Origin of the sequence: Streptosporangium lutulentum (assembly GCF_030811455.1) — a bacterium.
In the GTDB taxonomy this organism is placed as follows: domain Bacteria; phylum Actinomycetota; class Actinomycetes; order Streptosporangiales; family Streptosporangiaceae; genus Streptosporangium; species Streptosporangium lutulentum.
The window spans coordinates 3,001,315-3,026,155 of sequence record NZ_JAUSQU010000001.1 but is presented as its reverse complement, the minus strand read 5'-3'; the positions used below and the strand labels follow the sequence as shown (position 1 = coordinate 3,026,155).

The 24,841-nt window shown below is 69.4% G+C and carries 24 protein-coding genes; 14 read left to right on the top strand and 10 right to left on the bottom strand.

The genetic code is table 11. From position 1 onward, the window contains the following. The first annotated feature begins 188 nt into the window (after positions 1-188). Genes J2853_RS13505 through J2853_RS13495 form a run of 3 tightly spaced genes read left to right on the top strand, consistent with a single transcriptional unit; the run spans position 189 to position 2,787 of the window. A complete protein-coding gene (locus tag J2853_RS13505; protein ID WP_307557838.1) occupies positions 189-899 on the top strand; it encodes an amidohydrolase family protein in 711 nt (236 codons plus the stop codon). Continuing rightward, positions 896-1,642 carry an amidohydrolase family protein gene (locus J2853_RS13500; protein WP_307557836.1) on the top strand — a complete coding sequence of 249 codons (747 nt, stop codon included), beginning with the start codon at positions 896-898 and terminating at the stop codon, positions 1,640-1,642. The genes J2853_RS13505 and J2853_RS13500 overlap by 4 nt, the downstream gene beginning before the upstream one ends. Then, positions 1,639-2,787, top strand: a complete 1,149-nt coding sequence (locus J2853_RS13495) for a DegT/DnrJ/EryC1/StrS family aminotransferase (protein WP_307557834.1) — start codon at positions 1,639-1,641, stop codon at positions 2,785-2,787. Before J2853_RS13500 ends, J2853_RS13495 begins: the two co-directional genes overlap by 4 nt. 73 nt (positions 2,788-2,860) lie before the next feature. Here the strand turns inward: J2853_RS13495 and J2853_RS13490 are convergent, their stop codons facing one another. Beyond that, positions 2,861-3,880, bottom strand: coding sequence for a hypothetical protein (locus J2853_RS13490; RefSeq protein WP_307557832.1), 1,020 nt, complete (start codon positions 3,878-3,880; stop codon positions 2,861-2,863). 72 nt (positions 3,881-3,952) lie between these two features. On the opposite strand from J2853_RS13490, the gene J2853_RS13485 reads away from it, so the two are divergent. Beyond that, positions 3,953-5,968, top strand: a complete 2,016-nt coding sequence (locus J2853_RS13485; protein WP_307557830.1) for a PQQ-binding-like beta-propeller repeat protein — start codon at positions 3,953-3,955, stop codon at positions 5,966-5,968. Here J2853_RS13485 and J2853_RS13480 read toward each other — a convergent pair. After that, the gene (locus J2853_RS13480) at positions 5,947-7,923 is read right to left on the bottom strand and encodes a WD40 repeat domain-containing protein (protein ID WP_307557828.1); all 1,977 of its coding nucleotides are present in this window, start codon (positions 7,921-7,923) and stop codon (positions 5,947-5,949) included. The genes J2853_RS13485 and J2853_RS13480 overlap by 22 nt on opposite strands. Positions 7,924-8,710: 787 nt before the next feature. Between J2853_RS13480 and J2853_RS13475 the strand changes: the two genes are divergently transcribed. From J2853_RS13475 to J2853_RS13465, 3 genes are all read left to right on the top strand, one after another. After that, positions 8,711-9,079 carry a hypothetical protein gene (locus J2853_RS13475; protein WP_307557827.1) on the top strand — a complete coding sequence of 123 codons (369 nt, stop codon included), beginning with the start codon at positions 8,711-8,713 and terminating at the stop codon, positions 9,077-9,079. Further along, on the top strand, positions 9,054-9,848 hold the full coding sequence (locus tag J2853_RS13470; protein WP_307557825.1) for a phosphoenolpyruvate carboxykinase (ATP): 795 nt from the start codon (positions 9,054-9,056) through the stop codon (positions 9,846-9,848). The genes J2853_RS13475 and J2853_RS13470 overlap by 26 nt, the downstream gene beginning before the upstream one ends. 416 nt (positions 9,849-10,264) lie before the next feature. Next, positions 10,265-10,681: a hypothetical protein gene (locus tag J2853_RS13465; protein WP_307557824.1), complete on the top strand. Its 417-nt coding sequence runs from the start codon at positions 10,265-10,267 to the stop codon at positions 10,679-10,681. On the opposite strand, the gene J2853_RS13460 is transcribed toward J2853_RS13465, so the two are convergent. Beyond that, a protein-coding gene (locus tag J2853_RS13460; protein ID WP_307568558.1) for an IS3 family transposase occupies positions 10,642-11,852 on the bottom strand; the annotation gives its coding sequence in 2 pieces (ribosomal slippage) (positions 10,642-11,543 and positions 11,543-11,852; 1,212 coding nt in all). The two genes, J2853_RS13465 and J2853_RS13460, sit on opposite strands and share 40 nt — an antisense overlap. A 70-nt stretch (positions 11,853-11,922) precedes the next feature. Here J2853_RS13460 and J2853_RS13455 point away from each other — a divergent pair. Both J2853_RS13455 and J2853_RS13450 read left to right on the top strand, forming a co-directional pair. Then, positions 11,923-14,553: an FtsX-like permease family protein gene (locus tag J2853_RS13455; protein ID WP_370879526.1), complete on the top strand. Its 2,631-nt coding sequence runs from the start codon at positions 11,923-11,925 to the stop codon at positions 14,551-14,553. A 13-nt stretch (positions 14,554-14,566) separates the two neighbouring features. Continuing rightward, a complete protein-coding gene (locus J2853_RS13450; RefSeq protein ID WP_307557821.1) occupies positions 14,567-15,271 on the top strand; it encodes a phosphatase PAP2 family protein in 705 nt (234 codons plus the stop codon). Between the two features lie 151 nt (positions 15,272-15,422). On the opposite strand, the gene J2853_RS13445 is transcribed toward J2853_RS13450, so the two are convergent. Further along, positions 15,423-15,839, bottom strand: a complete 417-nt coding sequence (locus tag J2853_RS13445; RefSeq protein WP_307557819.1) for a hypothetical protein — start codon at positions 15,837-15,839, stop codon at positions 15,423-15,425. 76 nt (positions 15,840-15,915) lie between these two features. On the opposite strand from J2853_RS13445, the gene J2853_RS13440 reads away from it, so the two are divergent. Together J2853_RS13440 and J2853_RS13435 are read left to right on the top strand one after the other, a co-directional pair. Beyond that, on the top strand, positions 15,916-16,596 hold the full coding sequence (locus J2853_RS13440; RefSeq protein WP_307557817.1) for a response regulator transcription factor: 681 nt from the start codon (positions 15,916-15,918) through the stop codon (positions 16,594-16,596). A 1-nt stretch (position 16,597) separates the two neighbouring features. Then, the gene (locus tag J2853_RS13435; RefSeq protein WP_307557815.1) at positions 16,598-17,611 is read left to right on the top strand and encodes a histidine kinase dimerization/phospho-acceptor domain-containing protein; all 1,014 of its coding nucleotides are present in this window, start codon (positions 16,598-16,600) and stop codon (positions 17,609-17,611) included. Positions 17,612-18,036: 425 nt separating this feature from the next. Here the strand turns inward: J2853_RS13435 and J2853_RS13430 are convergent, their stop codons facing one another. After that, the gene (locus J2853_RS13430) at positions 18,037-19,116 is read right to left on the bottom strand and encodes a hypothetical protein (RefSeq protein ID WP_307557813.1); all 1,080 of its coding nucleotides are present in this window, start codon (positions 19,114-19,116) and stop codon (positions 18,037-18,039) included. 239 nt (positions 19,117-19,355) lie between these two features. On the opposite strand from J2853_RS13430, the gene J2853_RS13425 reads away from it, so the two are divergent. The 3 genes from J2853_RS13425 (at position 19,356) to J2853_RS13415 (ending at position 21,320) form a co-directional block, all read left to right on the top strand. Continuing rightward, positions 19,356-19,760 (top strand): hypothetical protein, encoded by a 405-nt coding sequence (locus J2853_RS13425; RefSeq protein WP_307557811.1) that lies wholly within the window; start codon positions 19,356-19,358, stop codon positions 19,758-19,760. Continuing rightward, entirely contained in the window at positions 19,757-19,918 is a 162-nt protein-coding gene (locus J2853_RS13420; RefSeq protein ID WP_307557810.1) for a hypothetical protein, read from the top strand. The genes J2853_RS13425 and J2853_RS13420 overlap by 4 nt, the downstream gene beginning before the upstream one ends. A 214-nt stretch (positions 19,919-20,132) precedes the next feature. Beyond that, on the top strand, positions 20,133-21,320 hold the full coding sequence (locus J2853_RS13415; RefSeq protein WP_307557808.1) for an ISAs1 family transposase: 1,188 nt from the start codon (positions 20,133-20,135) through the stop codon (positions 21,318-21,320). Between the two features lie 480 nt (positions 21,321-21,800). Here J2853_RS13415 and J2853_RS13410 read toward each other — a convergent pair whose 3' ends face one another. The 5 genes from J2853_RS13410 to J2853_RS13390 form a co-directional block, all read right to left on the bottom strand. Beyond that, the gene (locus J2853_RS13410) at positions 21,801-22,196 is read right to left on the bottom strand and encodes a carboxymuconolactone decarboxylase family protein (RefSeq protein WP_307557806.1); all 396 of its coding nucleotides are present in this window, start codon (positions 22,194-22,196) and stop codon (positions 21,801-21,803) included. Beyond that, the gene (locus J2853_RS13405; protein WP_307557804.1) at positions 22,190-22,588 is read right to left on the bottom strand and encodes a RidA family protein; all 399 of its coding nucleotides are present in this window, start codon (positions 22,586-22,588) and stop codon (positions 22,190-22,192) included. Before J2853_RS13405 ends, J2853_RS13410 begins: the two co-directional genes overlap by 7 nt. 113 nt (positions 22,589-22,701) lie before the next feature. Next, positions 22,702-23,472, bottom strand: a complete 771-nt coding sequence (locus J2853_RS13400; RefSeq protein WP_307557802.1) for a DNA-3-methyladenine glycosylase family protein — start codon at positions 23,470-23,472, stop codon at positions 22,702-22,704. After that, a complete protein-coding gene (locus tag J2853_RS13395) occupies positions 23,469-23,762 on the bottom strand; it encodes a putative quinol monooxygenase (RefSeq protein WP_307557800.1) in 294 nt (97 codons plus the stop codon). Before J2853_RS13395 ends, J2853_RS13400 begins: the two co-directional genes overlap by 4 nt. Positions 23,763-24,054: 292 nt before the next feature. After that, on the bottom strand, positions 24,055-24,804 hold the full coding sequence (locus tag J2853_RS13390; RefSeq protein WP_307557799.1) for a haloacid dehalogenase type II: 750 nt from the start codon (positions 24,802-24,804) through the stop codon (positions 24,055-24,057). Positions 24,805-24,841: the final 37 nt, after the last annotated feature.

The window sequence follows — 24,841 nt, the reverse complement described above, 5'->3', positions numbered from 1 at the left end:
GTATACCGGTCATGACCATAATCTTCCGGTCTGACGGGCTGCAAGGCGGGTGACGCCGATGGTCTCTGTTCGTACAATTGCAGTCGAGGCTGCGCGAAAATGGCTATCGCCAGGAGCATCCCTGATCCGGCTCGCCTCCCGCCGCCAGGCCTTGACTATCATTAGGGTCCGAAGTTAGATTTCGGCCTGTGCCGAAATATAAACCGGCCGAACTGGTCGACGCACACCGGCTCATCGGGCGGGTGCCCTTCGACGACCTGCCGGAAGACCCCCGCCCCGACATGGACCGGCTGGGCATCGAGCGAGCGTACGTGACGCACACACTCAGCCTCTACGCCGACCCCCAGGCCGGCAATGAGGCCCTGCTGGAGCTCGACGACCCCCGCATGGTCCCGGTGCCCGTGGTGGTGCCGGGAGTGCCGGGGGCCGGTACGCCCGGGGGGGTAGAGGAGGTGCTGGGCTGGGGCGTTCGCCTGGTCCGGCTCTGCCCCGAGCGCCACCGCTGGGAGCTGACCGGCCCCACCGCGCTGCGTTGGCTGGCCGCGCTCGGCCTGCCCGTCGCCGTCGACTTCGAGGAGACCTCGCCCGCGCAGCTCCTCGCCCTGGCCCGGAGCCTGCCCGATCTGCGCATCCTGCTGCTGAACCCCGGCTACCGCCGGCTGCGCGTGATCGCCGAGCTGATGACCGAGATCCCTGGCCTGTGGCTGGAGATCGGCACCGTCAACACCCAGGGCGGTGTCGAGTGGCTGGCCGAGCGCTTCGGCGCGGCCCGGCTCGTGTTCGGCACCGGCGCGCCGGTCGCCGACGACTGCGGGCCCCGCTACCTGCTGGACCACCTCGACCTGGGCCAGGACGACGTCGACCGGATCGTTGCCGGATCGCTGGAGGGCCTGCTGTGATTCTCGACGCGCACGGCCACATCGGCAGCTGGCCCGACTTCCTCATCCCTGACCCCTCCGCCGAGGGCCTGATCGCCACCATGGACGAGGTCGGCATCGCCGCGACCGGCATCAGCGACCTGCTCGCGGTCGGACCCGACGCCGTCGAGGGCAACCGCCGCGCCTTCGCGGCCGCCGCCGCCCACCCCGGCAGGTTCGGCGTCTGGCAGGTCTACAACCCCCACCACCGCACCCCGCTGGCCGACGCGCCCGGCGTCTGGGGCGTCAAACTCCATCCCGACGTGCATCAATGCCGCCTCGATGACCGGTTGTACGAGCCGGTGTGGGAGCTCGGTCTGCCCGTGCTCGCGCACGGCCAGACCGACTCGCCGTGGAACTCCCCGGAGATGTTCGCCACCGTCGCCGCCCGCCACCCGGAGGTGCCGCTGCTCATGGGGCACGCCGGGCTCTGGCCGTACGGCTTCCGCGGTGCTGCCGAGGTCGTGGCCGGCCACCCGTCGGTCCTGCTGGAGATCTGCGGATCGAAGATGACCGGTCGCTGGATCGCCCGCCTCGCCGCCCTCACCGGCGCCGACCGGGTCGTGTTCGGCACCGACGCCTGCTTCCTCGACCAGCGCGTCGGCTTCGGCCGGGTCGCGCTCGCCCCGCTCCCGGAACCCCACCGGGCGCTCATCCAGGGCGGCAATCTCGCCCGCGTCCTCGGCCCCCGTCTCGTCCGCCACACCGGAGAAACGTCAGCATGAAACTCGCCATCGACGGTGGCACGCCCGTGCGCACCGAGCCGTGGCCCTCGTGGCCGCCTCCGCTGTCCGGCGCGCAGCGCGAGCTGGTCACCGAGGTTCTGGAGAGCGGCCTGTGGGGCGCCACCCAGGGCACGCTCTGCGCGGACCTGGCGGCGGAGTTCGCCCGCCGGTCCGGCGCGCCGTACGGGGTCACGGTCGCCAACGCCACGCTCGGCCTGTTCGCGGCACTGCGTGGACTGGGGGTGGGTCAGGGCGACGAGGTGATCGTCCCGGCCTACACCTTCGTCGCCTCGGCCACCTCCGTGCTGCTGGCCGGAGCCGTTCCGGTGATCGTCGACGTCGAACCGGCGGACCTGCACCTGTCGGCCGGGGCGGTTGAGGCAGCCGTCACCGGCCGGACCGCCGCGGTCATGCCGGTCCACCTGGCCGGCAGCCCGGTGGACATGGACCCGCTGAACGCCGTCGCCGTGCGGCACGGCCTGAAAGTCGTCGAGGACTGCGCCCAGGCCCACGGGGCGACCTACCACGGCAGGCCCGTCGGCGGACTTGGCGACGCCGGGGTGTTCAGCTTCCAGTCGAGCAAGGCGATGACCGCGGGCGAGGGCGGCGTAATCGTCTGTCGTGACGAGGCCGTGCACGGTGCGATCTGGTCGGCCTGCAACGTGGGCAGGCGGTTGGGCGGTGAGTGGTACGGCCACCCGGAGGTCGGCTGGAACCTGCGCCTCACCGAGATCCAGGCGGCGCTGCTGCTGCCGTGGCTGGAGCGGCTGGAGGAGGAGATCGCGCGGCGTGAGGCCTTCGTCGCCGCGCTCGACCTTGGTGACCTCCCCGTGAGTGTGCTGCCTCAGCCCGCGGGGACCACCCGCGACTCACGCCACCTGCTGATGCTGCGCGTGGAGGCCCCCGTTGAGCGGGAGTTCCTGCTCGCGGCGATGGCGGCCGAGGGAGTGCCGCTCGACGGCGGCTACCCGCCCCTCGGCACGATGGCCGCCCTCACCGATGCCGGGGCGCGGGTCGAGCCGTGCCCGGCGGCCGAGGAGGCCGCGCGGAGCGTGGTGTGGGTGCGCCAGCAGATGCTCATGGACGACGCCTCCGGTCCCGTAGACCTTGCCGAGGCGCTGGCCAAGGTGCTCGCGGCCCGGTGATGACCGGCCTGGACGGGGCTCGCGAGCATCCGGTCGTGGTCGGCGCCGCCCGGTGACGGAGGTTTTCTATTCGTCAGGGGCGGAAGTGGGTGATGCGGAAGACACCGAGCATGTCGCCGGAGACGGCGCCGACGGAGGAGAAGGAGGCCTCGGCGCCGACCCAGCCGTGGAAGGCACCGTCGTCGTCGATGATCTGCAGCATCGGCTTCACGTGTGAGTTGCCCGTGTAGCAGGATTCGCTGCGGACCTTGGCCAGGCAGGTGCACCAGTGCCAGTAGGTGTCGCGCCGGTCGTAGCTGGAAACCTTGACGACGTAGTTCTGCAGCGAGCTGTCACCGCCGCCGCCCGGCGTGCCGCCGTAGCCGGGGCAGCCGCTCTCCTGGCAGACGGCGGAGGAGTTGGGCTGGCGATAGGTCAGGCACCAGGTCGTCGTGGTGCAGGTGGTGTAGGCGGTGTGCGTCCAGGTCTGGCCGGTGGAGGAGCCGAGCTGGTCATGCGCCCAGGTCTTGAGGTCCTGCTTGAGGGTGCCGGGGAAGGATCGCACGCTGCTCATCGCCCGGCGCTCGGTGAAGGGACTGTTGCTGCCGAAGCCGTAGCCCTGGCCGTACTGCTGGGCCTTGGTGTCGTACTTGTAGGTCAGGCCCGCCATCCCGGGGCCGTCGGTGACATACCACTGCTGGGATCCGCCCTGGGTGTCGGTCCAGTTGATGGTGACGACGCCGTCGGCCACGCCGAAGGTGCCCGTCCTGGACTGGTTCGGCGCGCCCATGAACCCGCCGGCGGTCAGAACCTCGCACGGCCGGACCAGAGTGGGGGCGGCCGTGCTGACCGGCTGCGAGCAGTCGCCCGACGGCACGGTACCGGTGCCGGCGCGCCGCACCGGCGTGGTCTGCGACCAGTGGTAGACGACGGCGCTGACCGAGCCGTTCATGCCGAAGGTGTAGCTGCCCAGGCTGACCCAGTTCGAGTGCGAGGTCGCGCGCAGGTGGCCGAGTGCGACGACGAAGTAGGCCTTGCCGCCGGGCAGCGCGGCGGCTTGGGCGGGGGCGGCCAGGAACGGGAGGAGGAGCAGGGACAGGAGAAGCAGACGCATGAGTCTTTCCAATTCGGTCGTTACCGAAATTAACCCTTGACGGAAAGATTAGCTGTTTCTAGGTTTCCGGTCATGACCCTAATCAGGAAATTCTTAGCGATCGTCGTCGCGGCATCCGCCGTGCTGGCGCTCCAGGGACCCGCCGAGGCCCGCGCCCGAGGCAAAATCACCGAGCTGGGCGTCCCGTTGCAGGACGTCCTGCTCATCGGCGGTGTCGTCGCTCCCGGTCCCGGTGGCAAGACCGTGTTGTGGGCGGCCTCCTCGGGCGTCCCCGCCCATCTCAACGCCATCGACCCGGCCACCGGCGCCGAGGTGGCCCGCTACGACCTGCCGGGCGCGGGCGGCTCCTGGGCCGTCGACGTCACTCCCGACGGGAGCGTCTACGTCGGCGGCTACGGCGACGGCCGTCTCTACCGCTGGACCGAGCAGGACGGCGTGCGCGACCTCGGCCGCCCGGTCGCCTCGGAGAACTTCATCTGGACCGTCGCACCCGGCCAGGGCGCCACCGTCTACGGCGGCACCTCACCCGGCGGGCGGCTGTTCGGCTACGACCCCGCCACCGGCGTGCGCGACTACGGCAGGCTGTCTCCCACCCACGCCTACGTCCGTAGCGTCTCCACGGCGGGCGGCAAGATCTACGCGGGCATGGAGGCCCCGGCTGCCCTGTTCGAGGTGGACGCCGCCAGCGGCGTCTCCAAGCAGCTCCCACTGCCCGACGGCTTCGACCCGGCCGGCCAGTGGGCCTACGACGTCAACGCCATCGACGGCTACCTGTACGTGCGGTTCGGCAGTGCGAGCCCGGGCCCCATGCACGTGTGGGACATCGCCGCGGGCGCATGGGTCGACACGCTCGACGCCGCCCACGGCCTCGACGTCTCCGCGCCCGACGAGCAGGGCCGGGTCTACATGATCAAATCGGGCGAGCTCGTCCGCTACGACCCGCGCACCCGTGCCGTCACCGGCACCGGCATGCCGATCACCGGCCGCGTCGCCAACTCACGCGGCATCGGCTGGGCCGAGCTGGGCCTGCCCGACTACCCCGGCAGGAGCATCGTCGGGATGCTCTGGCGCGGCCTGATGTTCCGCTACAACCCGCAGACCGGCGCCAAGTCGTTCGTGCAGACCGCCGTACGCGGCGAGCCGATCGACATCACCGCCCTGTCCGAGGGCCCCGACCACCGGATGTACGCCGGTGGCTTCCTCAACGGCGGCTTCGCCGCGATCGACCCCAAGACCGGGCAGACGCAGGAGTTCCACACCTTCTCCCAGAGCGAGGACATGGTCTCGCACCAGGGCAAGCTGTATGTCGGCGCCTATCCCGAGGCCCGCGTCTACGCCTATGACCCCAAGCTGCCGTGGAACAGCACCGAATACTCGCCCAGCCCCGAGGCCGGGCCCGCACCCAACCCCGCCAGGCTCTTCGACTTCGCCGCCGACAAGCAGATCAGGCCCCGCGCGATGGTCTCGGCCGGGAAGTACCTTGCCGTCGGCACCATGCCCGACCTCGGCCAGCTCGGCGGGGTGTTCGCCCTGTGGGACCCGGAGAAGGGCGTGCTGAAGACCGCCCAGCGCAACGTGGTCAAGGACCAGTCCATCGTCTCGCTGGCCTACCGCGACGGCGTCGTCTACGGCGGCACCTCGATCTACAGCGGCCAGACGGCGACCCCGCCGACGCAGACGGAGGCCAAACTGTTCGCCTGGTCGGTCCGGGAGAACCGCCTGTTGTGGGAGATGACGCCTGCGCCGGGCAAGCCCGCCATCTCAGGACTGACCTTCGACGCCCTCGGCCGGCTGTGGGGGATCGCGGGCGGCGAGGTGTTCGCGGTCAGACCGCTGCTGCGCAAGGTCGTCTCCCGGGTCACGCTGTCGGACAGTAAGAGCGCCGCCGGGCAACTCGTCTACAACCTCCGCGACCTCACCCTGTACGGCACGCACGCGGGCTCATCGGTGTTCTCGCTCAACCCGCTGACGGGGCGGCACACCGTATTGAGGGAAGGACCTGTGCACCAGCTCGCGGTGCACAGGTCCGGGGACGTCTACTTCGCCGAGGGGCCGAGGCTCCTGCGTTACGAGCCGCAGATCCGGTAGGTGTAGAAGTTCTCGTTGCGGGACAGGTAGAGGTGCCCGTCGGGCGCCTTCACCATGAGGGAGATCGGCCGGGCGATCAGGCTGAAGGCCAGTGTCGTCCGGTCGACTTTGTAGACCTTGCCCTGCGCCTTGGCCCAGATCGCGCCCGCGTGGGCCTCGATGCTGGTGTCCAGCCAGACCTGCGTCTGCGCGGCCCAGGGATACTCCTGGTGCTTGGCCGTACGCAGCGTCTGGCCGGTCGCCGGGTCCATCTCGAACACCGCGTCGGGCGTCATGCCCCACAGATGGCCGGTCTCGTCGAAGGTGATCGAGCCGAGCGCCAGGTCACCGGGCACGGGCGCGGTCTTCCACTTCACGGTGTCGGTCGCGATGTCGTAGGCGAACACGTATGCGGCGGTGTCGAGCGGGCGGCCCAGCCCGCCGAAGGCGGAGGTCGCGCCGTAGACGACGCCGTCGCGGTAGGCCAGGCCGATGATGCTGTGGTTGGGGATGATGTTCCGCCTGATCACCGTGTTGCCGGTGGCGGGGTCGTAGAGGCCGAGCGCGCCACCCGCCGCGCCGGTCTTGGGCACGGTGCCGAAGGCCAGCAGGTCGCCCGCCGAGACCATCGCGAACGGCCGGTCCTGCTCCTGCTCGGTCAGGCTGAGTAGCAGTTTGGGCTCGGCGCCGTCGAACTCGTAGATCCGCGCGCCGGGGTAGACGCCGAGGTACAGCTTGCCCTTGTGGGTGACGATGCCCTCGCTCTGACCGACGTTCGGCCAGAACTGCGTCTGGCCGGTCGCGGTGTCGTAGGCGGCCAGGCCGCCGGTGAAGAAGCCGCCCCCGTAGATGCGGCCGTCGGGGCCGACGGCCATCGACCGGACGCTGACGGGCTGCCCGGTCAGCGTCGTCTCGAACGTCGTGGCCTTACCGCGCTTGAGGTCGTAGGTCCACAGTTTGCCGGTCGAGGCGGTGCCGACCAGCGTGCGGCCGACCCAGCCGAGCGTGCGCGCTGCACCGCCGCCGAAGTCGGTGAAGCCCAGCTTCGTGACCCGGCCCTTCTTCAGGTCGACCTTGACCAGCTCGTCGTTCTGGAAGAGATAGGCCTCGTGCCCGCGCACACCGCCGCCCACGGTCAGGCTGTCGACGTCGTCGATGACGTGCGTCCAGCGGCCCTCCTTCAGGTCGTAGATTCCCATCGGGTTGGTCGACAGCGTGGTGACGAACCGCACCAGCAGGTAACGCCCGGCCACGTCGAGGTCGTAGGCGTAGCCGGCGCCCTCGATCGGGGCGTCGATGATTTTCTTGGTGACGCCGTCCGGTCCCACCACCGCGATCTTCATGGTCTGGGAGCCGATGCCCACGTAGAGCGTGCCGTCGTCGCCGGTCGCCAGGTCGCGGACGAACTGCTGACCGGGGACCGGGCTGCCCAGGTCGGTGGTCTGCCCACTGGCCACGTCATAGCGGAACAGCTTGCCCGTGGGGGAGGTGCCGCCGTAGACGTACCTCCCGTCCGGACTGGCCTCCACCGTCCAGACGAAGGTCTCCCCGGGTACGGCGATGCCCGCCTCGATCACCTGGTCGGTGCTCGGAACGTAGCGGAACAGGCGGCCCATCGCACCCACGGTGGCGTTGTAGGAGCCCACGTAGACCGAGTGGTCGGGGGCGACGGTGACCGCCCACGAGCCCAGCGCGAGCGGCAGCGGCCGCTCGGCGATCAGCGTGCCGTCGAGCGCGTTCCGGATGCCCAGCAGCGCCGGGCCGGACGCGCTGGAGGTCACCGAGTAGACGCGCGGACCGTCCGGATAATCGGCGTCGAGTGCGGTGCCCGCGGTCGTGGCGCCGACGAGCGGCATTGGCCCGAGGATCTGAAAGCCGCAGCCGGCCGGAGGAGCCGCTGCGGCGGTCTGCTCGGCCAGGGCGGGAGTGGGAATGAGTAAGAGGGCGGCGGCCACGGCCGCCAGACGAAGTCTCACGATGCCTCCATGCTAGTTAACGGTCCCGACCGTAATTCCATTGAGGCTCACTGGCAAGAGGCGGTCAGATCTTAAGGTGAAGGCGCATCATTAGGGCCTGTTCGAAGTTCGGATCTTAGGTGGGCCGCAGGCTTCGGATCCATAAGATTGCGCCTCGCAGGTGGAGCCCGGCCAAATAGCTTTCCGGGGTCTTATCGCGTAGCTCCCACTGTCCCCGGGCCGCGCCGGGTGGGGTGGCCCACCAGCGGGGGATGAACACATGCTGGGGCCCAGACGACCCTGACCGCGGTCCGGCAGGAGACCGCCGCCGTCCGCGCCGAGGCCGCCGCCGAGCTCGCCCAGGTGCGCGCCGAGGTCGATCGGGTGGCGGCCGAGCTGCGTCAACGGCTCGCGACCGCAGTAGAGCAGCACGACCAGGCCCGTATCGAGGAGCAGCAGTACTGTCAGGGCATGTGGGCGGCGCAGCTGTCCCGGCTCTCACCGGAGTCCGGACACAGAACCCGCAGCCCGCCAGCCCCACCGATCGGCCATCTTGGTGGGGTGAGCCAGTCGACGCCGATTCACAGCCCTGGCTCGCCGAGCACCTCACCGCTGGCGACCTGGCGGCCTGGCACCTCCACGCGACATGCGAAGGCATCGCGCTCTTGCAGCGGGCAGCCGCGCACGCCTTTCCAAACGCTCCGCTACCTCAACGTCTTACCCTCACTGAGCCCGCGCCCGCCGTCGGTCCGAAGCCCGAGCTCGTGCTCGGGCCGACGGCGACCCAGCCGCTCCAGGAGAGTCACCCGTGAGCGAGCCGACGCCTCTGAGCTACCTCACCGCCGATCTGTACCCCGCCAGCGGCGCAGCCCCCATCAGCGACACCTTCATCCAAGCCGACGCCTCTGTGCGGTTGACCACCAATGTCGCTGCGGCCGCCGCATACGCCCGCGACCTGCTGTGGTGCTACGCGCGCCCGCGGCCGCGCCCACCCGCAGCCCGGCAGCTGAGCGTGCACCACGCACCGCAGCTGAATACCACACGGCTGAACGCACTGTTTTCTGCAGCCCCGCGCCGGGGGATCGGCCCGAACCTGAACGCCGCCGTCCTGCCCGGCGAGCACGGCCACCCTGTACTGGGTCGAAGATCAGATGACGCTCATCTGCGCATCCGCTGACCTCGGCGAGGTGGCCGTCTACTGCGCGAGCCCGCAGGCGGCCTCTTTCTGGTGTCACCGGCTGACCCGCCAAGCCATGACCGGGCAACTCCTGGCGGATGGTGCGGTGTACGCGCACGCCGCCGCCCTGTCCATCACCGGAAAGGGTGTGATCATCTGCGGGCCCCGCGGCGCCGGGAAGAGCACCACACTGCTGGCGGCGCTGCGGCACCTGGGCGCCGACTACGTCACCAATGATCGCCTGCTCATCCAGCCCGGCAATACCCAGCTCACCGCCTACCCCTGGCCCGACCGGATACGCGCCGGCGTCGGTATGCTCAGCGCCATCCCCGAACTGGCCGACCTCATCCCCGCCCCGGCCCAAAACCTGACCGCCGAGCAGTTGTGGCGCTGGCCCGACAAGGTCAGCATCCCGCCGCAGGACTTTCCGCGGCTGCTGCACGGTGGAGCTCTCGCCGCCTCTTGCCGCCCGCACCTGATGGTGTGGCCGCATCTGGACCCCGCTCGTACTGGCGCGCGCGCCACTGCCGTCTCACCGCACGAGGTCGCGCATACTCTGGCAGCGACCCGCTTGTTCATGCGCGATCTCACCGGTGGCGTCAGCTCCCGCATCAACCACTGGTTGTTTCCCGCCCCTGGCGGCCCGCAGCGCGTAGATGCTGCCGTCGCCGCTTTGGCCGAGCAGGTGCCCTGCTACCGGATCCAAGCCGGAGGAGACCCGCGGGCCATCGCCGAGCAGCTCGACACGCTGCTGACGGTGATCCGGTGACCGTCGAGCCCCGCCTGAGGCCCGCCCCCGTACCCGGCGACAGCCGCGCCGCCGATGAGTCAGCGGCACGTGCTGGTTTGACCCTGCTGTGTCGGCCCGGCCCACGCTGCGCCGACCGGCGGCAGCTCTCGCTCCTTTTGCCAGCGTCCACCGGCTGGGGATGCCTGCTGCAGAGCGCCATCGAACACAAACTGGTGTGCGTGCTGGCCGAAGCCCTCACCCATGAGGACCTGGCCGAGCAGATACCCGCCCGCACGGGCCCTTTCCCGGGACCAGGGCGAGGCCGCCGGCGCCCACCTGCCGCCGCACCTCGAACGCTTCGACGACCAGGCGGTGTCCCCTCCCTGCCAAAATGGACAGAGGTAGCAAGTAGGCATAAAACTCTGTATCGAGGGCGGGGAAGGAGACATCCCTTCGTGGAAGCAAGCAAGCTGGATCCGCAAATCCCTGACCCGCAGGTGCGTGAGCGGGCTGCGGTCCGCCGATACACCGCGGCCTACAAGGCCCGGATCCTGGCGGAGTACGACCAGCTCGACAAGGCCGGCAAGGGCGCGCTGATGCGCCGGGAAGGCCTGTACTCGTCGTTGATCTCCAGTTGGAAGACAGCCCGAGACCATGGCGCGAGCGAGGCTCTGGCCCGGCCGGTCGGCCGCCCCAAGGCCGATCCACGCGATAAGAAGATCGACACGCTGGAGGGCGAGGTTGAGCGGCTGCGCGCCGAACTCGACAAGACCCGCCAAGTGATCGAGGTGCAGGGAAAGGGGCCTTGGCCCCAAAATGTGGACACCAGCTGTCATGCGGCGAGCAGGACCCTATCGGACCGCTGCTCGTAGGTGATCGGGCTGAGGTAGTTCAGGCTGGAGTGCCTCCTTCGGGTGTTGTAGCGAGTGATCCACTTGAAGACCTCCAGGCGAGCCTGGCGGGCCGAGGACCAGCGTTTGGCGCCCTGCAGCGTCTCGCGTTTGAGAGTGGCGTTGAACGCCTCGGCGGCAGCGTTGTCCGCGCTTGTCCCGACGGCGCCCATCGACTGGCGAACACCGAACTCCTTGCACACGGCGGCGAAGTCGGCGGAGGTGTATTGCGCCCCGTGATCGGAGTGAAAGACCGCCCCGGCCAGGTCACCACCCCGCGTGGCGGCGGCTGCCCGCAGCGCGTCGGTCACCAGCTCGGTGCGCATGTGATCGGCGATCGACCAACCAGCCAGGCGACGTGAATGCAGGTCCAGCACCGTCGCGAGATACAAGAACTGTCCCTCACCGACGGGCAGATAGGTGATGTCGCCCACGTACCGCTGGTTCGGCGCGGCCGCGGTGAAGTCCCGCTTGATCAGGTCGGGCATCTTCTGATGGGAGGGCTCGGGCACCGTGGTGCGGACCCTCTTACGCAGATGCAGCCCGACGATGCCGAAGACCCGCATGATCCGCGCCACCCGCTTGTGATTGACCCGCCGGCCCGCATCGCGCAGCTCGGCAGTCACCCGCGGGCTGCCGTAGGTGCCATCGAAGTCGGCGTGGATCTGCCTGATCTCCGCCGCGAGCGCAGCGTCGGCCGCCGTCCGCACCGCCCTCGCCGGTGTGGCGGCCACCCACCGATAGAACCCCGACCGGGAGACCTCCAGCACTCGGCACAGTCGCTTCACCCCGAAGGCGTCACGGTGATCGGCAACGAACTGGAAGCGACTCACCAGTTCGTCTCCCCGGCGAAATACTTGGCCGCCCGCCGCAAAATCTCGCGCTCCAGCTCCAGTTCCCGGATCCGGGCCCGCAACTGCTTGTTCTCCTCTTCCAGCACGTTGCCGGAGGTTACCAATCCCGTCGGCGGCCTCTTCACCGAGCCCGTCTTCGGAGCAGTGCCGGCAGACCGCGCCTGGTGCACCCACAGGCGCAACGTCTCACGGTTGACGCCCAGGTCCTTGGCCACCGACGCGTACGTCCGCGACGGGTCCGACAGATACAACGCGACGGCGTCTGTCTTGAACTCAACTGAGTAGGCCTTCATGGCCACGAGGAACTCCTTGGTCTCCAGATCTCTATGATCTGGCACTCAAGATGTCCACACCTCGGGGTGAAGGCCCCTGATCTGGCTGCGTGGCCTGCTGGCGCGCCGCACCGGACGGCTCATCGCGGCGGCGGCCGGCATCGCCGTCGCCGTCGCGCTGCTGGCCTCGCTGGGCGTTTTCCTTTCGGCGGCCAAATCCACCATGACCGCACGATCCGTCCAGCGGGTTCCGGTGGACTGGCAGATCGAGGTCCAACCCGGCGCCGACCCCACCGCTGTGGCACAAGCCCTCCAGCACGCTCCCGGAATCGAGGCCGTCCGCCCGGTCGGCTTCGCAGCCGTCACCGGGTTCGAATCCCGCCAGGGCGGCCAGGTACTCACCACCGGTGCCGGACAGGTGCTCGGCCTGCCCGCCGACTACACCGGGGTCTTTCCCGGTGAGCTGCGGCCCCTCACCGGATTCCCGCAAGGAGCGCTGCTCGCCCAGCAGACAGCCGCCAACCTGCACGCCGGTCCGGGCGACACGATCACCTTGCACCGTGCCGGGAAGCCCGACGCCACCGTCCGAGTGGACGGCATCGTCGACCTGCCCGAAGCGGACTCCCTGTTCCAGAAGATGGGCGCCCCTCCGGGAGCCCAGCCCCAGGCCCCTCCGGACAACGTGCTGCTGCTGCCGGCCGATCAGCTGGAGAAGCTCTATGGCGCGCCGCCCCGCCAGCAGTTCCACGCCCGGCTGTCTCACCGCCTGCCCAACGATCCCGCGGCCGCCTACGAGCAGGTCACCGGAGCGGCCCGCAATCTGGAGGTGTGGCTGGCCGGTGCGGGACTGGTCGGTGACAACCTCGGCGCGGCCCTGGACGCCGCCCGCTCCGACGCCCTCTACGCCCAGATCCTCTTTCTCTTCCTCGGCCTGCCGGGCGCGATGCTCGCCGCCCTGCTCACCGCCGCGATCACGGGGTCGGGAGCGGTACGGCGCCGCGCGGACCAGGCCCTGCTCCGCACCCGGGGAGCGAGCACCCGCGCGCTGGTCCGGCTGGCCCTGGCCGAGGCGATCGTGGCCGGCGTGGCCGGCGTGCTCGCCGGGCTGGGTCTGGCCGCGACCATCGGCCTGCTCGCCTTCGGCTCGGCGGGCTTCGGCGCGACGGCGGTGACGGTGGCGGGCGGGGGAGCGCTCGCGGCCATCGCCGGTCTGCTCATCGCGGGGGCGACGACCCTGCTCCCGGCGGTGCGGGACGCCCGCACGATCACCGTCGCCTCCGCCCGCCGCACCATCGGAGCACCCCGGTCGCCGTGGTGGATGAGGTACGGCCTGGACGGCTGGCTCCTGCTCGGCTCGGCGGCGGTGTTCCTGGTCACCAGCCAGAGCGGCTACCAGCTGGTCCTGGTGCCCGAAGGCGTCCCGCAGATCTCGGTCGACTACTGGGCGTTCGCTGGCCCCGCGCTGCTGTGGGCTGGTTCTGGCCTGCTGATCTGGCGGCTCACCTATCTGACACTCGGCTCGCGAGGCCTGATCAGGAGGCTTGCCCGGCCTCTCGCCTCCGGTCTGGCCGGCACCGTCGCCGCCACCCTGTCTCGGCAGCGGCGGCTGGTCACCAGGACGGTGGCGATCGCGGCGCTGGCCGTGATGTTCGCTACCTCCACGGCCACCTTCGACGCCACCTACCGCCGGCAGGCGCTGGCCGACGCGCAGCTCACCAACGGCGCCGACGTAACCGTCAGCGAATCGCCCGGCGCTCAGATCCCCCCGTCGCAGGAACGTCAGATCGCCGCCGTCCAGGGCGTGGCGGCGGTGGAGCCGCTCCAGCACCGATTCGCCTACGTCGGCGCCGACCTGCAGGACCTGTACGGCATCCGCCCCGCGACCCTGCCGCGCACCACCCGGCTGGAGGACGCCTACTTCATCGGGGGCACCGCCCGCGAGCTGATCGACCGGCTCGCCCGCCGGCCCGACGCGATCCTGGTGAGTCAGGAGACCGTCCACGACTTCCAGCTGCACATCGGCGATCTGCTCCGGCTCCGCCTCCAGGACGGCCGCACCAAGCAGTTCCACGACGTCGACTTCCACTACGCCGGCATCGCCGCCGAGTTCCCCACCGCTCCGCGCGACAGCTTCCTGGTGGCCAACGCCGCCTACGTGGCAGCGCAGACCGGCTCCGACACCGTCGGCGCCTTCCTGGTCACCACCGACGGCACGTCCGCCCACACGGTCGCCGACCGGCTCCGCTCCGCACTCGGCCCACAGCCGCAGATCACCGACCTGGACACCACCCGGCGGGTGATCGGCTCCAGCCTCACCGCCGTCGATCTCGGCGGCCTCACCACCATCGAGCTGACCTTCGCCCTCGGACTCGCCGTCGCCGCGACCGCACTACTACTGATCATGGGCTTCACCGAGCGGCGCCGTACCTTCGCCCTCGCCACGGTCCTGGGCGCGCGCTCCCGCCAGCTCGGCGCCTTCGTCTGGACAGAGGTCCTTCTCGTCGGGGCCGGGACCGCCCTGTTCGGAGGGCTGGGCGGCTGGGCGCTGTCGCAGATGCTGGTCAGCGTCCTCACCGGCGTCTTCGACCCGCCGCCGAGCGCGCTGTCCGTGCCCTGGACCTACCTCGGTGGCGTCGCCGCCGTCGGCGTTCTAGGGATCGCGGGCGCGGGGACGGCGGCCGTACGAGCCGCCCGGCGCCCGCCGTTGACCGTCCTGCGAGACCTGTGATCGGGGATACCTCATGAAGCAGCCCCAGACAGCCGGCCACCGGGAGAGAGCGTCCGCTCCCTCGATCTTCGGAGCGCTCCGCCTGCCCGTCCTGCTGCTGGTTCCCGCCGCCGCCCTGGGCACACTCTCCAGGGCACCGGGCTGGACACGCACCGACCTCCGCCTCGACGAGATGGTGCAAACCGTCCGCACGCCATGGCTGACGGTGATCGCCCGGGGGCTCGACCTCGCCTTCTCCACGATGGCGGCGATCTGCCTCATCGCGTTGCTCGCGGCCGTGCTGATCGCGGTCGGACGGGGCCGCACCGCCGTGGTCACGGCCTCGGTGATCGCAGCGGGCTGGGGCGCCAATTCGATCTTCAAAGCGGTGGTGGCCCGGCCACGTCCGCCCCTCGACCACCAGCTCGTTCTCCAGTACGGCCACGACAGCTATCCCAGCGGGCACGTGTCCATCACGGTGTCCATGGTCATGGCCCTCGGTGTCCTCGCCTACGGCAGTCGCTGGTTCCGTCCGGTGGTGATCGTGGGCGTGGTCCTGGTGACGGCGCAGGCACTGGCCCGGCTCTATCTCGGGGTGCACTATCCGAGCGACGTGATCGGTTCCCTCCTGGTCGCGCCTGCTGGAGCTCTCACAGTGATCGCGTTGTGGCGGCGGTGTCTGGCACGTTCCCCCGGCGACGGCCAGGAGCATTCCGCGGCCACGGAGGGTTCGCGGTGATGCGCCGCGCGGGTGCACCCGGCGCCGCAATCCGGCCACCGGGTGCACCGCTCGATCCAGGGTCGCCGGGAAAGACCGGCGGCCGGTGGAAGGATCGGGGCTTTTTCCCGGTGCCGGTCTCACCGTCAGACCGGCACCGAGGGGTGACGTCCTACCCTGCGGAGCCTTCGGGAGTGGCGTCCTGGGCGGTGCTGTCCTCCTGCTCGCCCGCTTCGCCCTTCTGGTTCGTGCCGTCCGCCGTCTCGCTCTGCTCGGTCGCTCCCTCGGAGGTGTCGCCCTTGGGCTCGGCCGACTCCGCGGGTTCGGTCGAGTCCGCCTGCTCGCCCGTCTCGCCCTGTTCGGTTGCTCCCTCGGAGGTGTCGCCCTTGGGCTCCGCGGATTCCGCGGGTTCGGTCGAGTCCGCGGGATCGGGCGTGGGCGCCACCTGGACCGGATGGAGCCGGGTGCCGGTCACGGCAGTGCCGGCGGGGGATTGCGCCGCCGCGGACGAGGCGGCGCCGAAACCGACCCCCAGGGTGAGGATCGAGGCAGTGATCAGGGCGCCTACGGTGATCGGGGTCTTTCTCATAGTGCGGTTACTTCCCTTCGTGATGTCGCTGACGTGTGGCGACGCTAGCCACGCATAGATGTAGGGAAGGTGTGACGTGCGCTTACTGGTCGTCGAGGACAACGCGCAGATGGCCGTTCTCCTACGGCGCGGTCTGACAGAAGAGGGCTACGCGGTCGATGTGGCCACCCACAGCGAGGACGCCCTGTGGCGGGCGACCGAACACGACTACGACGCGATCGTGCTGGATGTGATGCTCCCCGGATTCGACGGATTCGAGGTCTGCAGGCGTCTGCGCGCCGCCGAGCGGTGGGCGCCGGTGCTGATGCTGACCGCCCTCGACGCCGTGGCGGACCGGGTCCAAGGCCTGGACGCCGGAGCCGACGACTACCTGGCCAAACCGTTCAGCTTCCCCGAGTTGGCGGCCCGCATCCGCGCCCTGATCCGGCGTGGCGCCCACGAGCGGCCCGCGGTGCTCCAGGTCGGGGACCTGCGACTGGATCCGGCGTCACGGCGCGCGTGGCGCGGCGAGACGGAGATCGAGCTCGCGGCCAAGGAGTTCGCGGTCCTGGAGCTATTCCTGCGGCACCCCGGCGTAGTGCTGAGCCGCACCCAGATCCTGGAGCACGTGTGGGACTTCGCCTACGACAACGTGTCGAACGTCGTCGACCAGTACGTCGGGCTGCTGCGACGGAAGATCGACCGGCCGTTCGCACGCGCCGATCTGGAGACCGTGCGCGGCGCCGGTTACCGGTTGCGCGATCCGTGCGGGAGTTAGCGTGCCGATCCGGATCCGGCTGCTGCTGGCCTACCTTCTCGCCACGATCCTTCTTGCCGCGGGCGGGGAGGTGGTGTTCGAACGACAGATGCAGACCGGCCTGATCGCCTCCATGGACGCCGCCCTGGAGAGCCGGGCGGAGGAGGTCACCCAGATCGTGTCCGAGAACGGCGCCGCCCTCGACTTCCAGGACGAGCCGGAACGGATCAGTTCATCGCGAGCCACGTTCACCCAGGTCTTCACCCCGGGCGGAGCCCTGGCCGTGGCGTCCGAATCCATCGGAGGCAGACCGCTGCTCACCCCCGCCGAGCTGGATACCGCCCGGCGCGCCCCCGGCCACCTCACCCGGGATCTCAACGGCGAACCGCTACGGCTTCTCACCCAGACGGTGGCCCGCTCCTCCGGCGTCTGGGTGGTCCTGGTCGGCGGCTCGCTGGAGCCGGCGACGGCCGCGCTGGCCCGGGTGCGCCAGGATCTGGCGGTGGGCGCGACCGGCCTGGCCCTCCTCGGCGCGGCCGGCGTCTGGCTGCTGGCGGGTACGGCCCTGCGCCCGGTGGAGCGGATGCGCCGGACGGCGTCGGACATGCACGTCCGCGACCCGGCGGCCCGCCTCGACGTGCCGCGCACCCGAGACGAGATCGCCGCGCTCGCCCTGACCTTCAACGACCTGCTCGCCCGCCTGCAGTCCTCGTTGTGGCGGCAACGCCGTTTCGTCGCCGAGGCCGGGCACGAACTGCGCAGTCCGCTCGCCGTACTGCAGGCGGAGCTCGACCTCGCCACCCGGCCCGGCCGCAGCAGGGCCGAACTCACCCTGGCGGTGGCAGGTGCCGCGGAGGAGACCAGAAGGCTCACCCGGCTCGCCGACAACCTGCTGCTCCTCGCCCAGAACGACGAGGACGCACCACTCACCCGGCTCCAGCGGCTGCCTCTGGCACCCGTCCACCTGAAAGAGCGCCTGCAGCAGGAACGCGAGCGCCGGACGGCCGCTGAGCCGCCCGCGGAACCGCCGCAGTAGCCACCCTGGTGAAGCTCTGAGCAGCGCTGATGTCTCTACACAGGTTGCTCGCAGTGAAGCAAGAACGACGATCATGCCTCAGATACGTGAGACAAAACGCCGAATGCCTCAGATTGAATGAGACACCCAGCCCGATCCTCCCCGAAGGCCGGTAGCGTCCGGAGCGCCACCGGTTAGGCGGCCAGCCAGCAGCTTCCGTTCTCGGTTCAGGTCCGGTGCGAGCCGCTGGCGTGGTTCGCCTGCCTAGATGGGTGCTCGGGCGTCGCGTTACCGGGGTGAGGCTGTCGGGGTGACCCAGTAGCTTCGCCTCAACGCCCGTGTGGCTCAGTGGATAGAGCGTCGCGCTACGAACGCGAAGATCGCAGACATCCGATCTGCCTAACCTGTCAAGTCATGTCCGACTGGTTGCTTCTGCAGGGTGCTCTTCAGGGAAGGTTGCGGAAGACGCCTGAAGCTTTGCCGATCACTCCGGTGGCCAGGAGCGGGCCGCCGGGGACGGCCGACAGCGAGGTCAGTTCACCGCCGGATGGAACGCTGGTCCAGTGGCCGGAGGGGTCGCGGTGGGCGAGGGCGGAGTCGTAACCGTTGATGTCGGTGGAGCCGAGAAACCAGTGGCCGCCCCTGCCGTCGGGGACAGGTGGGAGGTCACGGACCATGCGACCGGCCTTCGCGGAAGTGTCCTCGCTGCGCCAGCCGGAACCGGTCTGGTAGAGCAGGAACGACGACGCCCCGATCTCCCCGGTGATCCAGATGCCGGACGGATCGGCGGTGATGGCGGTCAGCCGAGGGCCGGTCGGGTCGGGCGGGGAATCGTCGGACGGGGGCGGGGCCTTCGGTAGCGCCGCGGTCAGGTTGACCCGAGTCCAGACTTTGCCGTCGAAGTGGTGCACCCAGGGGGCGTCGCCGTCGAGGGCCCAGATGTCGGAGGCGGAGCGGGCGTTGACCCGGAAGGCGCGGAAGGAGACACTCTGTTCGGACCAGGTGGCGCCGTTGTAGTGCCAGGCCGTGTGGTCGCCGAAGACCCACACGTCGTTGTCAGCGGTGACGGCGAGGCTCCCGGCCGTAGCGGGCAGCTTCTGTACGATCGTCCAGGCGCGTCCGTCCCAGCGCAGGACGGAGGTGTTGTCCTCGCCGGCCAGGGCCCACACGTTGGAGGGGGCGGACGCGGCGACCGGGCCGATGCCGCCGAGTTTGCCCAGGAAGTCGCTTTTCGTCCAGCGGTCGCCGTCCCAGTGGAAGGCTGTGGGACGGTGCGGGCCGTCGACCATCGGAAGCCAGGCGCCGATGCCGAGGATGTCCCAGCCGAAAGCCCAGGCGTCGTGCTCGCCGGTGGCGATGACCTGTCCGTAGGTGACCGATGACTGGGCGGCCACCAGTTTCCAGCGGTCGTTGCCGTTGTCCCAAGGGGCCGTCCACCAGAGCCAGAGGCCAGCGGCGGCTGCGACCGCCGCGACGGCGGCTGTCCACTCGAGCCACTGTCCGGTGGTGGCCAGCTTCAGAAACATGATCGAAGCGTATAAAGGCCGCCAGAACGGCGCGTGAGTATTCGTACTCAGCTGGATGAGCGTAGGGCCAAGAGCCGTCCGTGGCGATGGGGTCGTTGCCGGTTCCCTCTTTGGCAGGCTCGGGTGAGACATGGGGATGAAGTACCCTTCTGAGCTTCGAATAGGGCGAGACAGGACCGTTGACGATCGTGACTTTGACTGCTGCCGACCTGGGTGCCGGCGTGCGTGATGATGGAAGTGTGAGTTCGGAGCCGGAAGGGCCGCGGGCCGAGCGGCCCAGGCGGCGGAGGTTCAGCGCGGACTACAAACTGCGGATCGTGGCCGAGTACGACGCGTTGACCGAGCCGGGCGCCAAGGGTGCGCTGCTGCGCCGCGAGGGGCTGTATTCCACGCACATCCTGGACTGGCGGCTGGCCCGCGACCACGGGGCCCTGCAGGCGCTGGAGCCCAAGCCGCCGGTGCGCAAAGACGCCAAGAGCCCGGCGGAGAAGGAAGCCGACAAGCTGCGGCGGGAGAATGAGAAGCTCGCCGCGGAGCTGGCCAGGACCAAGAAGGCGCTGGCGATCTTGGGAAAAGCACACGAGCTCTTGGAACTGCTGTCCGAGAGCGAGGAGCCCAGCACGCCGGCGAAGCCGGACGCGTGATCAACGAGGCGTTCGAGCAGCTGGAGCGGATGCTCGACACCACGAACGCCTGCCGGCTGACCGGTATCTCGCGGGCGACACTGCACTCGGCGGCGCAATCCCCGGCCCGCCCCGGTGGCCGCGCCGCGGCCGGCCCCGCCCAACGCGCTGTCGCGTGATGAGCGCCATGCGGTGCTGGAGACGCTCAATTCCTACCGGTTCATCGATAAATCCCCGCCGCAGGTGCAAGGCTGAGGCGTTCTCGGCTGCTGAGACGGTCGCAGCCCTGCAGCGGGCTGGCAGTAGAGGCCACCCCGATGCGGAGATGACAAACGCGACCCCTGATGATCGTCGGTGTCTAGCCAGTCGATCAAGAACAGGGGCCGCGTTCGCGTGCCATCATTCCCGATCAACGTGCTCGCCCGCCACTTGGAGCACGTCCCCGCTTTCGACCCATCGACCGATCTGCCCGCGCTGGCCGAGGTACTGGGCACCCTGCCCGACCCACGCAGCCACCGCGGACGTCGCTACCGACTCGGCCCACTGCTGGCCCTAACCCTGCTCGCCGTACTCAGCGGAGCCACCTCCATAGCGGCGATCAACAGATCCATCCACGGATACGACCCGGACATCCTGTCTCGTGCCGGGCTCCCCGGCACCGTTCGCCTGGCCGCCAGCACCCTGCGGCGACTACTCGCCCGCCTGGACGGCGACGCCTTCGACACCGCGACCGGCACCTACCTGGCCACCCTCGCCGCCGACGGCCCGCCCGCCACCGACCACCCCGAAAGCCGACCACCGCTGACCGGCCTGGCCATCGACGGCAAGACCCTACGCGGCAGTCGCACCGCCAACGGCACGGTGCACCTGCTGGCCGCCTTGCGCCACGACACCCAGACCGTCGTCGCCCAACGCCAGGTCACCGCCAAGAGCAACGAGATCCCTGCAGTTGCGCCCCTGCTGTCCGGCCTGGACCTGTCCGACGTGGTAGTCACCGCCGACGCCCTGCATACCCAGCACGCCCATGCCCGCCAGATCATCGACTCCGGCGGCCATTACCTATTCATCGTCAAAGGCAACCAGCCCACCTTGCACCGCCGGCTCAAGGCTCTGCCCTGGCGCCACGCCCTGCTCAACGACCGCACCGATACCCGCGGCCACGGCCGCCGCGAGATCCGCCGCCTGAAGATCTGCACCGTCCGGCCCGGCCTGCCCTTCCCCCACGCCGCCCAGGCCATCCAGGTCAAACGCCGCCGCACCGACCGCCGCACCGGCAAAACCACCATCGTCACGATCTACGCGATCACCAGCCTGCCGCCCGGCCGCGTCACCCACGCCCACCTCGCCACACTGATCCGCGGCCACTGGAGTATCGAGGCCCTGCACCACATCCGCGACGTCACCTACCGCGAAGACGCCTCACGCGTTCGGACCGGCACCGCCCCACGGGTCATGGCGAGCCTGCGTAACCTGGCCATCGGCCTGGCCCGCTTGATCGGCTGGACCAACATCGCCGCCGCCATCGACCACTACCGCAGCCACCCCACGGACGGCCTTCAGCTACTCGGTCTCACAACATGAGAACGCTTCGGCCCTGGGCCGGACGTCAGGTAGATCGGCGAGGCCTGCTTTCCCGGCGCCGTGCGCGGACGTCCCCGGCACTGGTGCTTTTTCTAATCGTCGCCGGCAGAAGGCTGCATTCTCGTGCCATCTCAGGCTGGCGTTCTCGGGGCCTTCGGTGCCCTGTTCGCCGCCGCCGACCTCGCCTTCCGTGGCGCCTGGTTTCGGATGAAGATAGGCAAGAACCTCTCCTGTCCTGCGGGTTTCTTCGATGAGACCCGCAACTGCGCGGGGTTTTACTCGCACACAGGGTGTACGTCCCAGGTGTCTCAGCGCGCCTACCGCAGCCGCCTCAAGAGCGCTTGAGCCCTTCGCCTGTAAAGAATGCTGAGCTCCTCTGCCTGGGGGACAGATCGCGCTGCGGTTTCCCGCGGGCTGCGTTCTCATAGGAGCGTTCGTTATGGGCGGGTGAGGAGTTCACCGGGTGAGCCGGCGAGAAATTCAGCCGATCTCGGCGGCCGGGGGAGCCGGGAAGCCGAGGTCGGTCCGGGCGACGTTGTTGATGAAGTTCGTCGGCAGAAACTGGGCGGACAGGCTGACGGTCTCGATGATCTGCGAGTCGGTGTGGCCGGCCTGTCGTACAGCTGCGAGATCGGCGTCGGCTACCTTGCCTCGGGTTTCGGTCACCTTCTTGGCGAAGCTGACCGCGGCTTGTCGTTTGTCATTGCTTGATCGGCCGCGGGCGCACCGCGCGATTTCGCTAGCCAGCATGTGGCAGAAGGTCGCGGCGGCGTAGTAGTGGGCTGATCGGCAGTAGGCGCAGTCGTTGACCCCCGAGACCGCCAGAGCGATGCCGTGGCGGTCTCGGCGTCCAGGGTCCAGGGTCCAGCTCAGCACACCGCGGCGACGCAGTCGATCTCGATGTCGAAGGTTCCCGGCCAGGCGGGAACGGCCACGAAGATCCGGGCGGGTGGAGCGGTGGGGAAGTACCGCGCGTAGATCGCGTTGACCGCGGCGAATTTCTCGACCGAGGTGCAGTACACGTTGCATTTGAGCACGTTGTTCAGCGATGACCCGGCCGTCTCCAGGCAGAGTTTCATCTGCTCCAAGACAAGCTCGGTCTGGCGTTCGATGGAGGCGCCCTGGACGACCTCTCCGGTGTCGGGGTCGAACGGGGGAAAGCCCGACACATAAAGGGTGTCGCCGCTTCGGGTGACGGCCGAGGTCGGCGCCTTCCATCGTTCCAGATAGGTTGACAAGGGCTCGACCCGGATGATTTCCCTTTTCATCACTGCTCTCTTCTTCACCCGATACGGGCCACTCGATGATGCGCTCGCCCGGGGAGTCCGGGGAAGACGTGTGGTTATCGCGGTGTGCTGTGGTTCGTCCAAGTGGCGGCCCATCACGCCTGCCCCGGATGAGACCGCGGCGGCGGTGCCGCCGATGATGTGCGTGAACCGGTCGTCTTCGCCTCGCGGCTCAGGGCGCGGGCTTTGGGGTCGGAGGGTTCGCCGGCGGGCCGCAGGGATCGCCACAGCAGCGCGGCCGCGTAGGACCGGTATGGCGCCCATCCGGTTGCCATGTCGCGCACCTGGCCTATGGCGGGCAGTTCGTCGAGCTTCCAGGCCTCGCGGATGGCGCGGCGGACGCCGCCGTCGCCGGCGGGTAGGACGTCGGGCCGGTGGAGCTGGTGGATGAGGAATGTCTGCGCCGACCACAGGCCGATGCCGTGCACCGCGGTGAGCGCGGCGATCACTTTATCGTCGTCGAGGGAGGTCATGTTCTCGATGTCGATCAGCCCGCTTTTCTGCCGCTGGGCCAGGTCCAGGATGTAGGCCGCCTTGGCCCGGGACAGGCCGCATGCACGCAACCGTTCTCCGCCCAGCCCGATGACGCCGTCGGGGGAGGGGATGGTGCCGGTGGCCGCGGCGATCCGGTCGAAGACGACGAACGCCACGGTGGCGGAGATCTGCTGTCCGATGATGTGCAGTGCCATCGCGGCGAAGTGACTCGATCCGGTGCGTCCGCCGTCGTGCCACTCGAAGGGATCGGGCCGGCCGTACTCGTCGAGCAGGCGCGCGAAGACCGGCTCGCGCTCGGCGAGGTAGCGGTACTGGTGCTCGAACGCGCTGATGATGACTCCTCCTGTGTCGCCGTCCGGCGTCGTGGTCATTCGGCGACGTCGTAGGACTCCACGACGCGCTCATCCAGCAGCGGGAAGATCTGATCGACGACGATGCGCTGGAAGTGCGGTGCCGCCTGGTGCGCGGCGAACGCCTCGCGTGAGACATACCGTTCCAGTACGACGACCTCACGGTCGTCGTCGAGTTGCCTGTGGGGCACGAAGGAGATGTTGCCCGGTTCGCTGCGGACGGCCTCGGTGATCTGCCTCAGCAACGGCAGGACCTTGTCCTGATTCCCAGCGGAGATCGTCAGGCGGGCGATCACTCGCAGTTCGGACATGGCTCTGCCTTCCTTCCTTCGGTCGGGATCTGGTGAGGCGGCCGTCGACGGCATGCCTCCTCCGTGACCGGTCAAAGCGGCGCGCGTGCGATGTGCTGCCGCTTCGGCGGCTTATCTCTGTATGACCACGCTAGCGTCGTAATACTTCGAGCCCGCTCGAAACATCGGGTGCCGCATCGGCTCGAGTGCGCACCATCGCCACGCACGGCGGGCAACCCGATGGGAGCGGTTCAGAGTCTCGAGATGACCCGTGCGACCTTCGCCGGTGGCCGCGTCGGTGCCGTCGTGCGGCTCAGGAGCGCCATACCTGGATGAGTTGCCCGGCCAGGGCCGGGAGGTCGGGCGCGATGAGGTTGGGCTGCGGCAGGGAGGCGACCGGCAGGGGCGCGTTGCCCGGCCGGGTGACCAGACCTGCGGTGTAGCCGGCGCTCTGCGCTCCCACGGTGTCCCAGACGTGCGCGGCGACCATGAAGCAGCTGGACGGCGGAACGTCCAGTTCCTGGGCCACCAGGTGGTAGACCTGCTGGGCGGGTTTGTAGGCGCGGACGGTCTCGATGGTGAACTGCCGCTCGAAGAAGTGCGCGAGACCGGCGTGCTCCAGCGGGCTCTGCCCGCCGGGGTTGGACGGGGAGTTCGTCAGCGTCACCAGGCGAAAACCCGCGTCCTTCATCCGACTCAGCCCCTCTTCCACGTCGGGGTGGGCGGGCATGGTCAGCATCGCCTGCCGGATCTCCTCGATGTCGGCGTCGGAGACCCGCACCCCGTGGATGTCGCCGACCATCTTGAGCAGCCCCTGGCCCAGGGTGAAGTATCCCTCGTACAGACCGGACAGGGTGACGGTCATCGAGTACATGATCAGGTGACCCAGCCACTCGCGCATCACCCGCTTGTCACCGAAGATCTTCTCGAAGAGCGGGTTCATCGACTCGAAGTCGATCAGTGTCTCGTTGACGTCGAACACCAGCACCGACGGCTCCCCGCCGATCCACTCGGCGCCGTTCGACCTCCGCTGGGCTGTGGCTGTTGCCAGGTTGCGGTTCATGGTTTCGCTTCCCCCTGTTGAGTGATCTTCAGGCGGT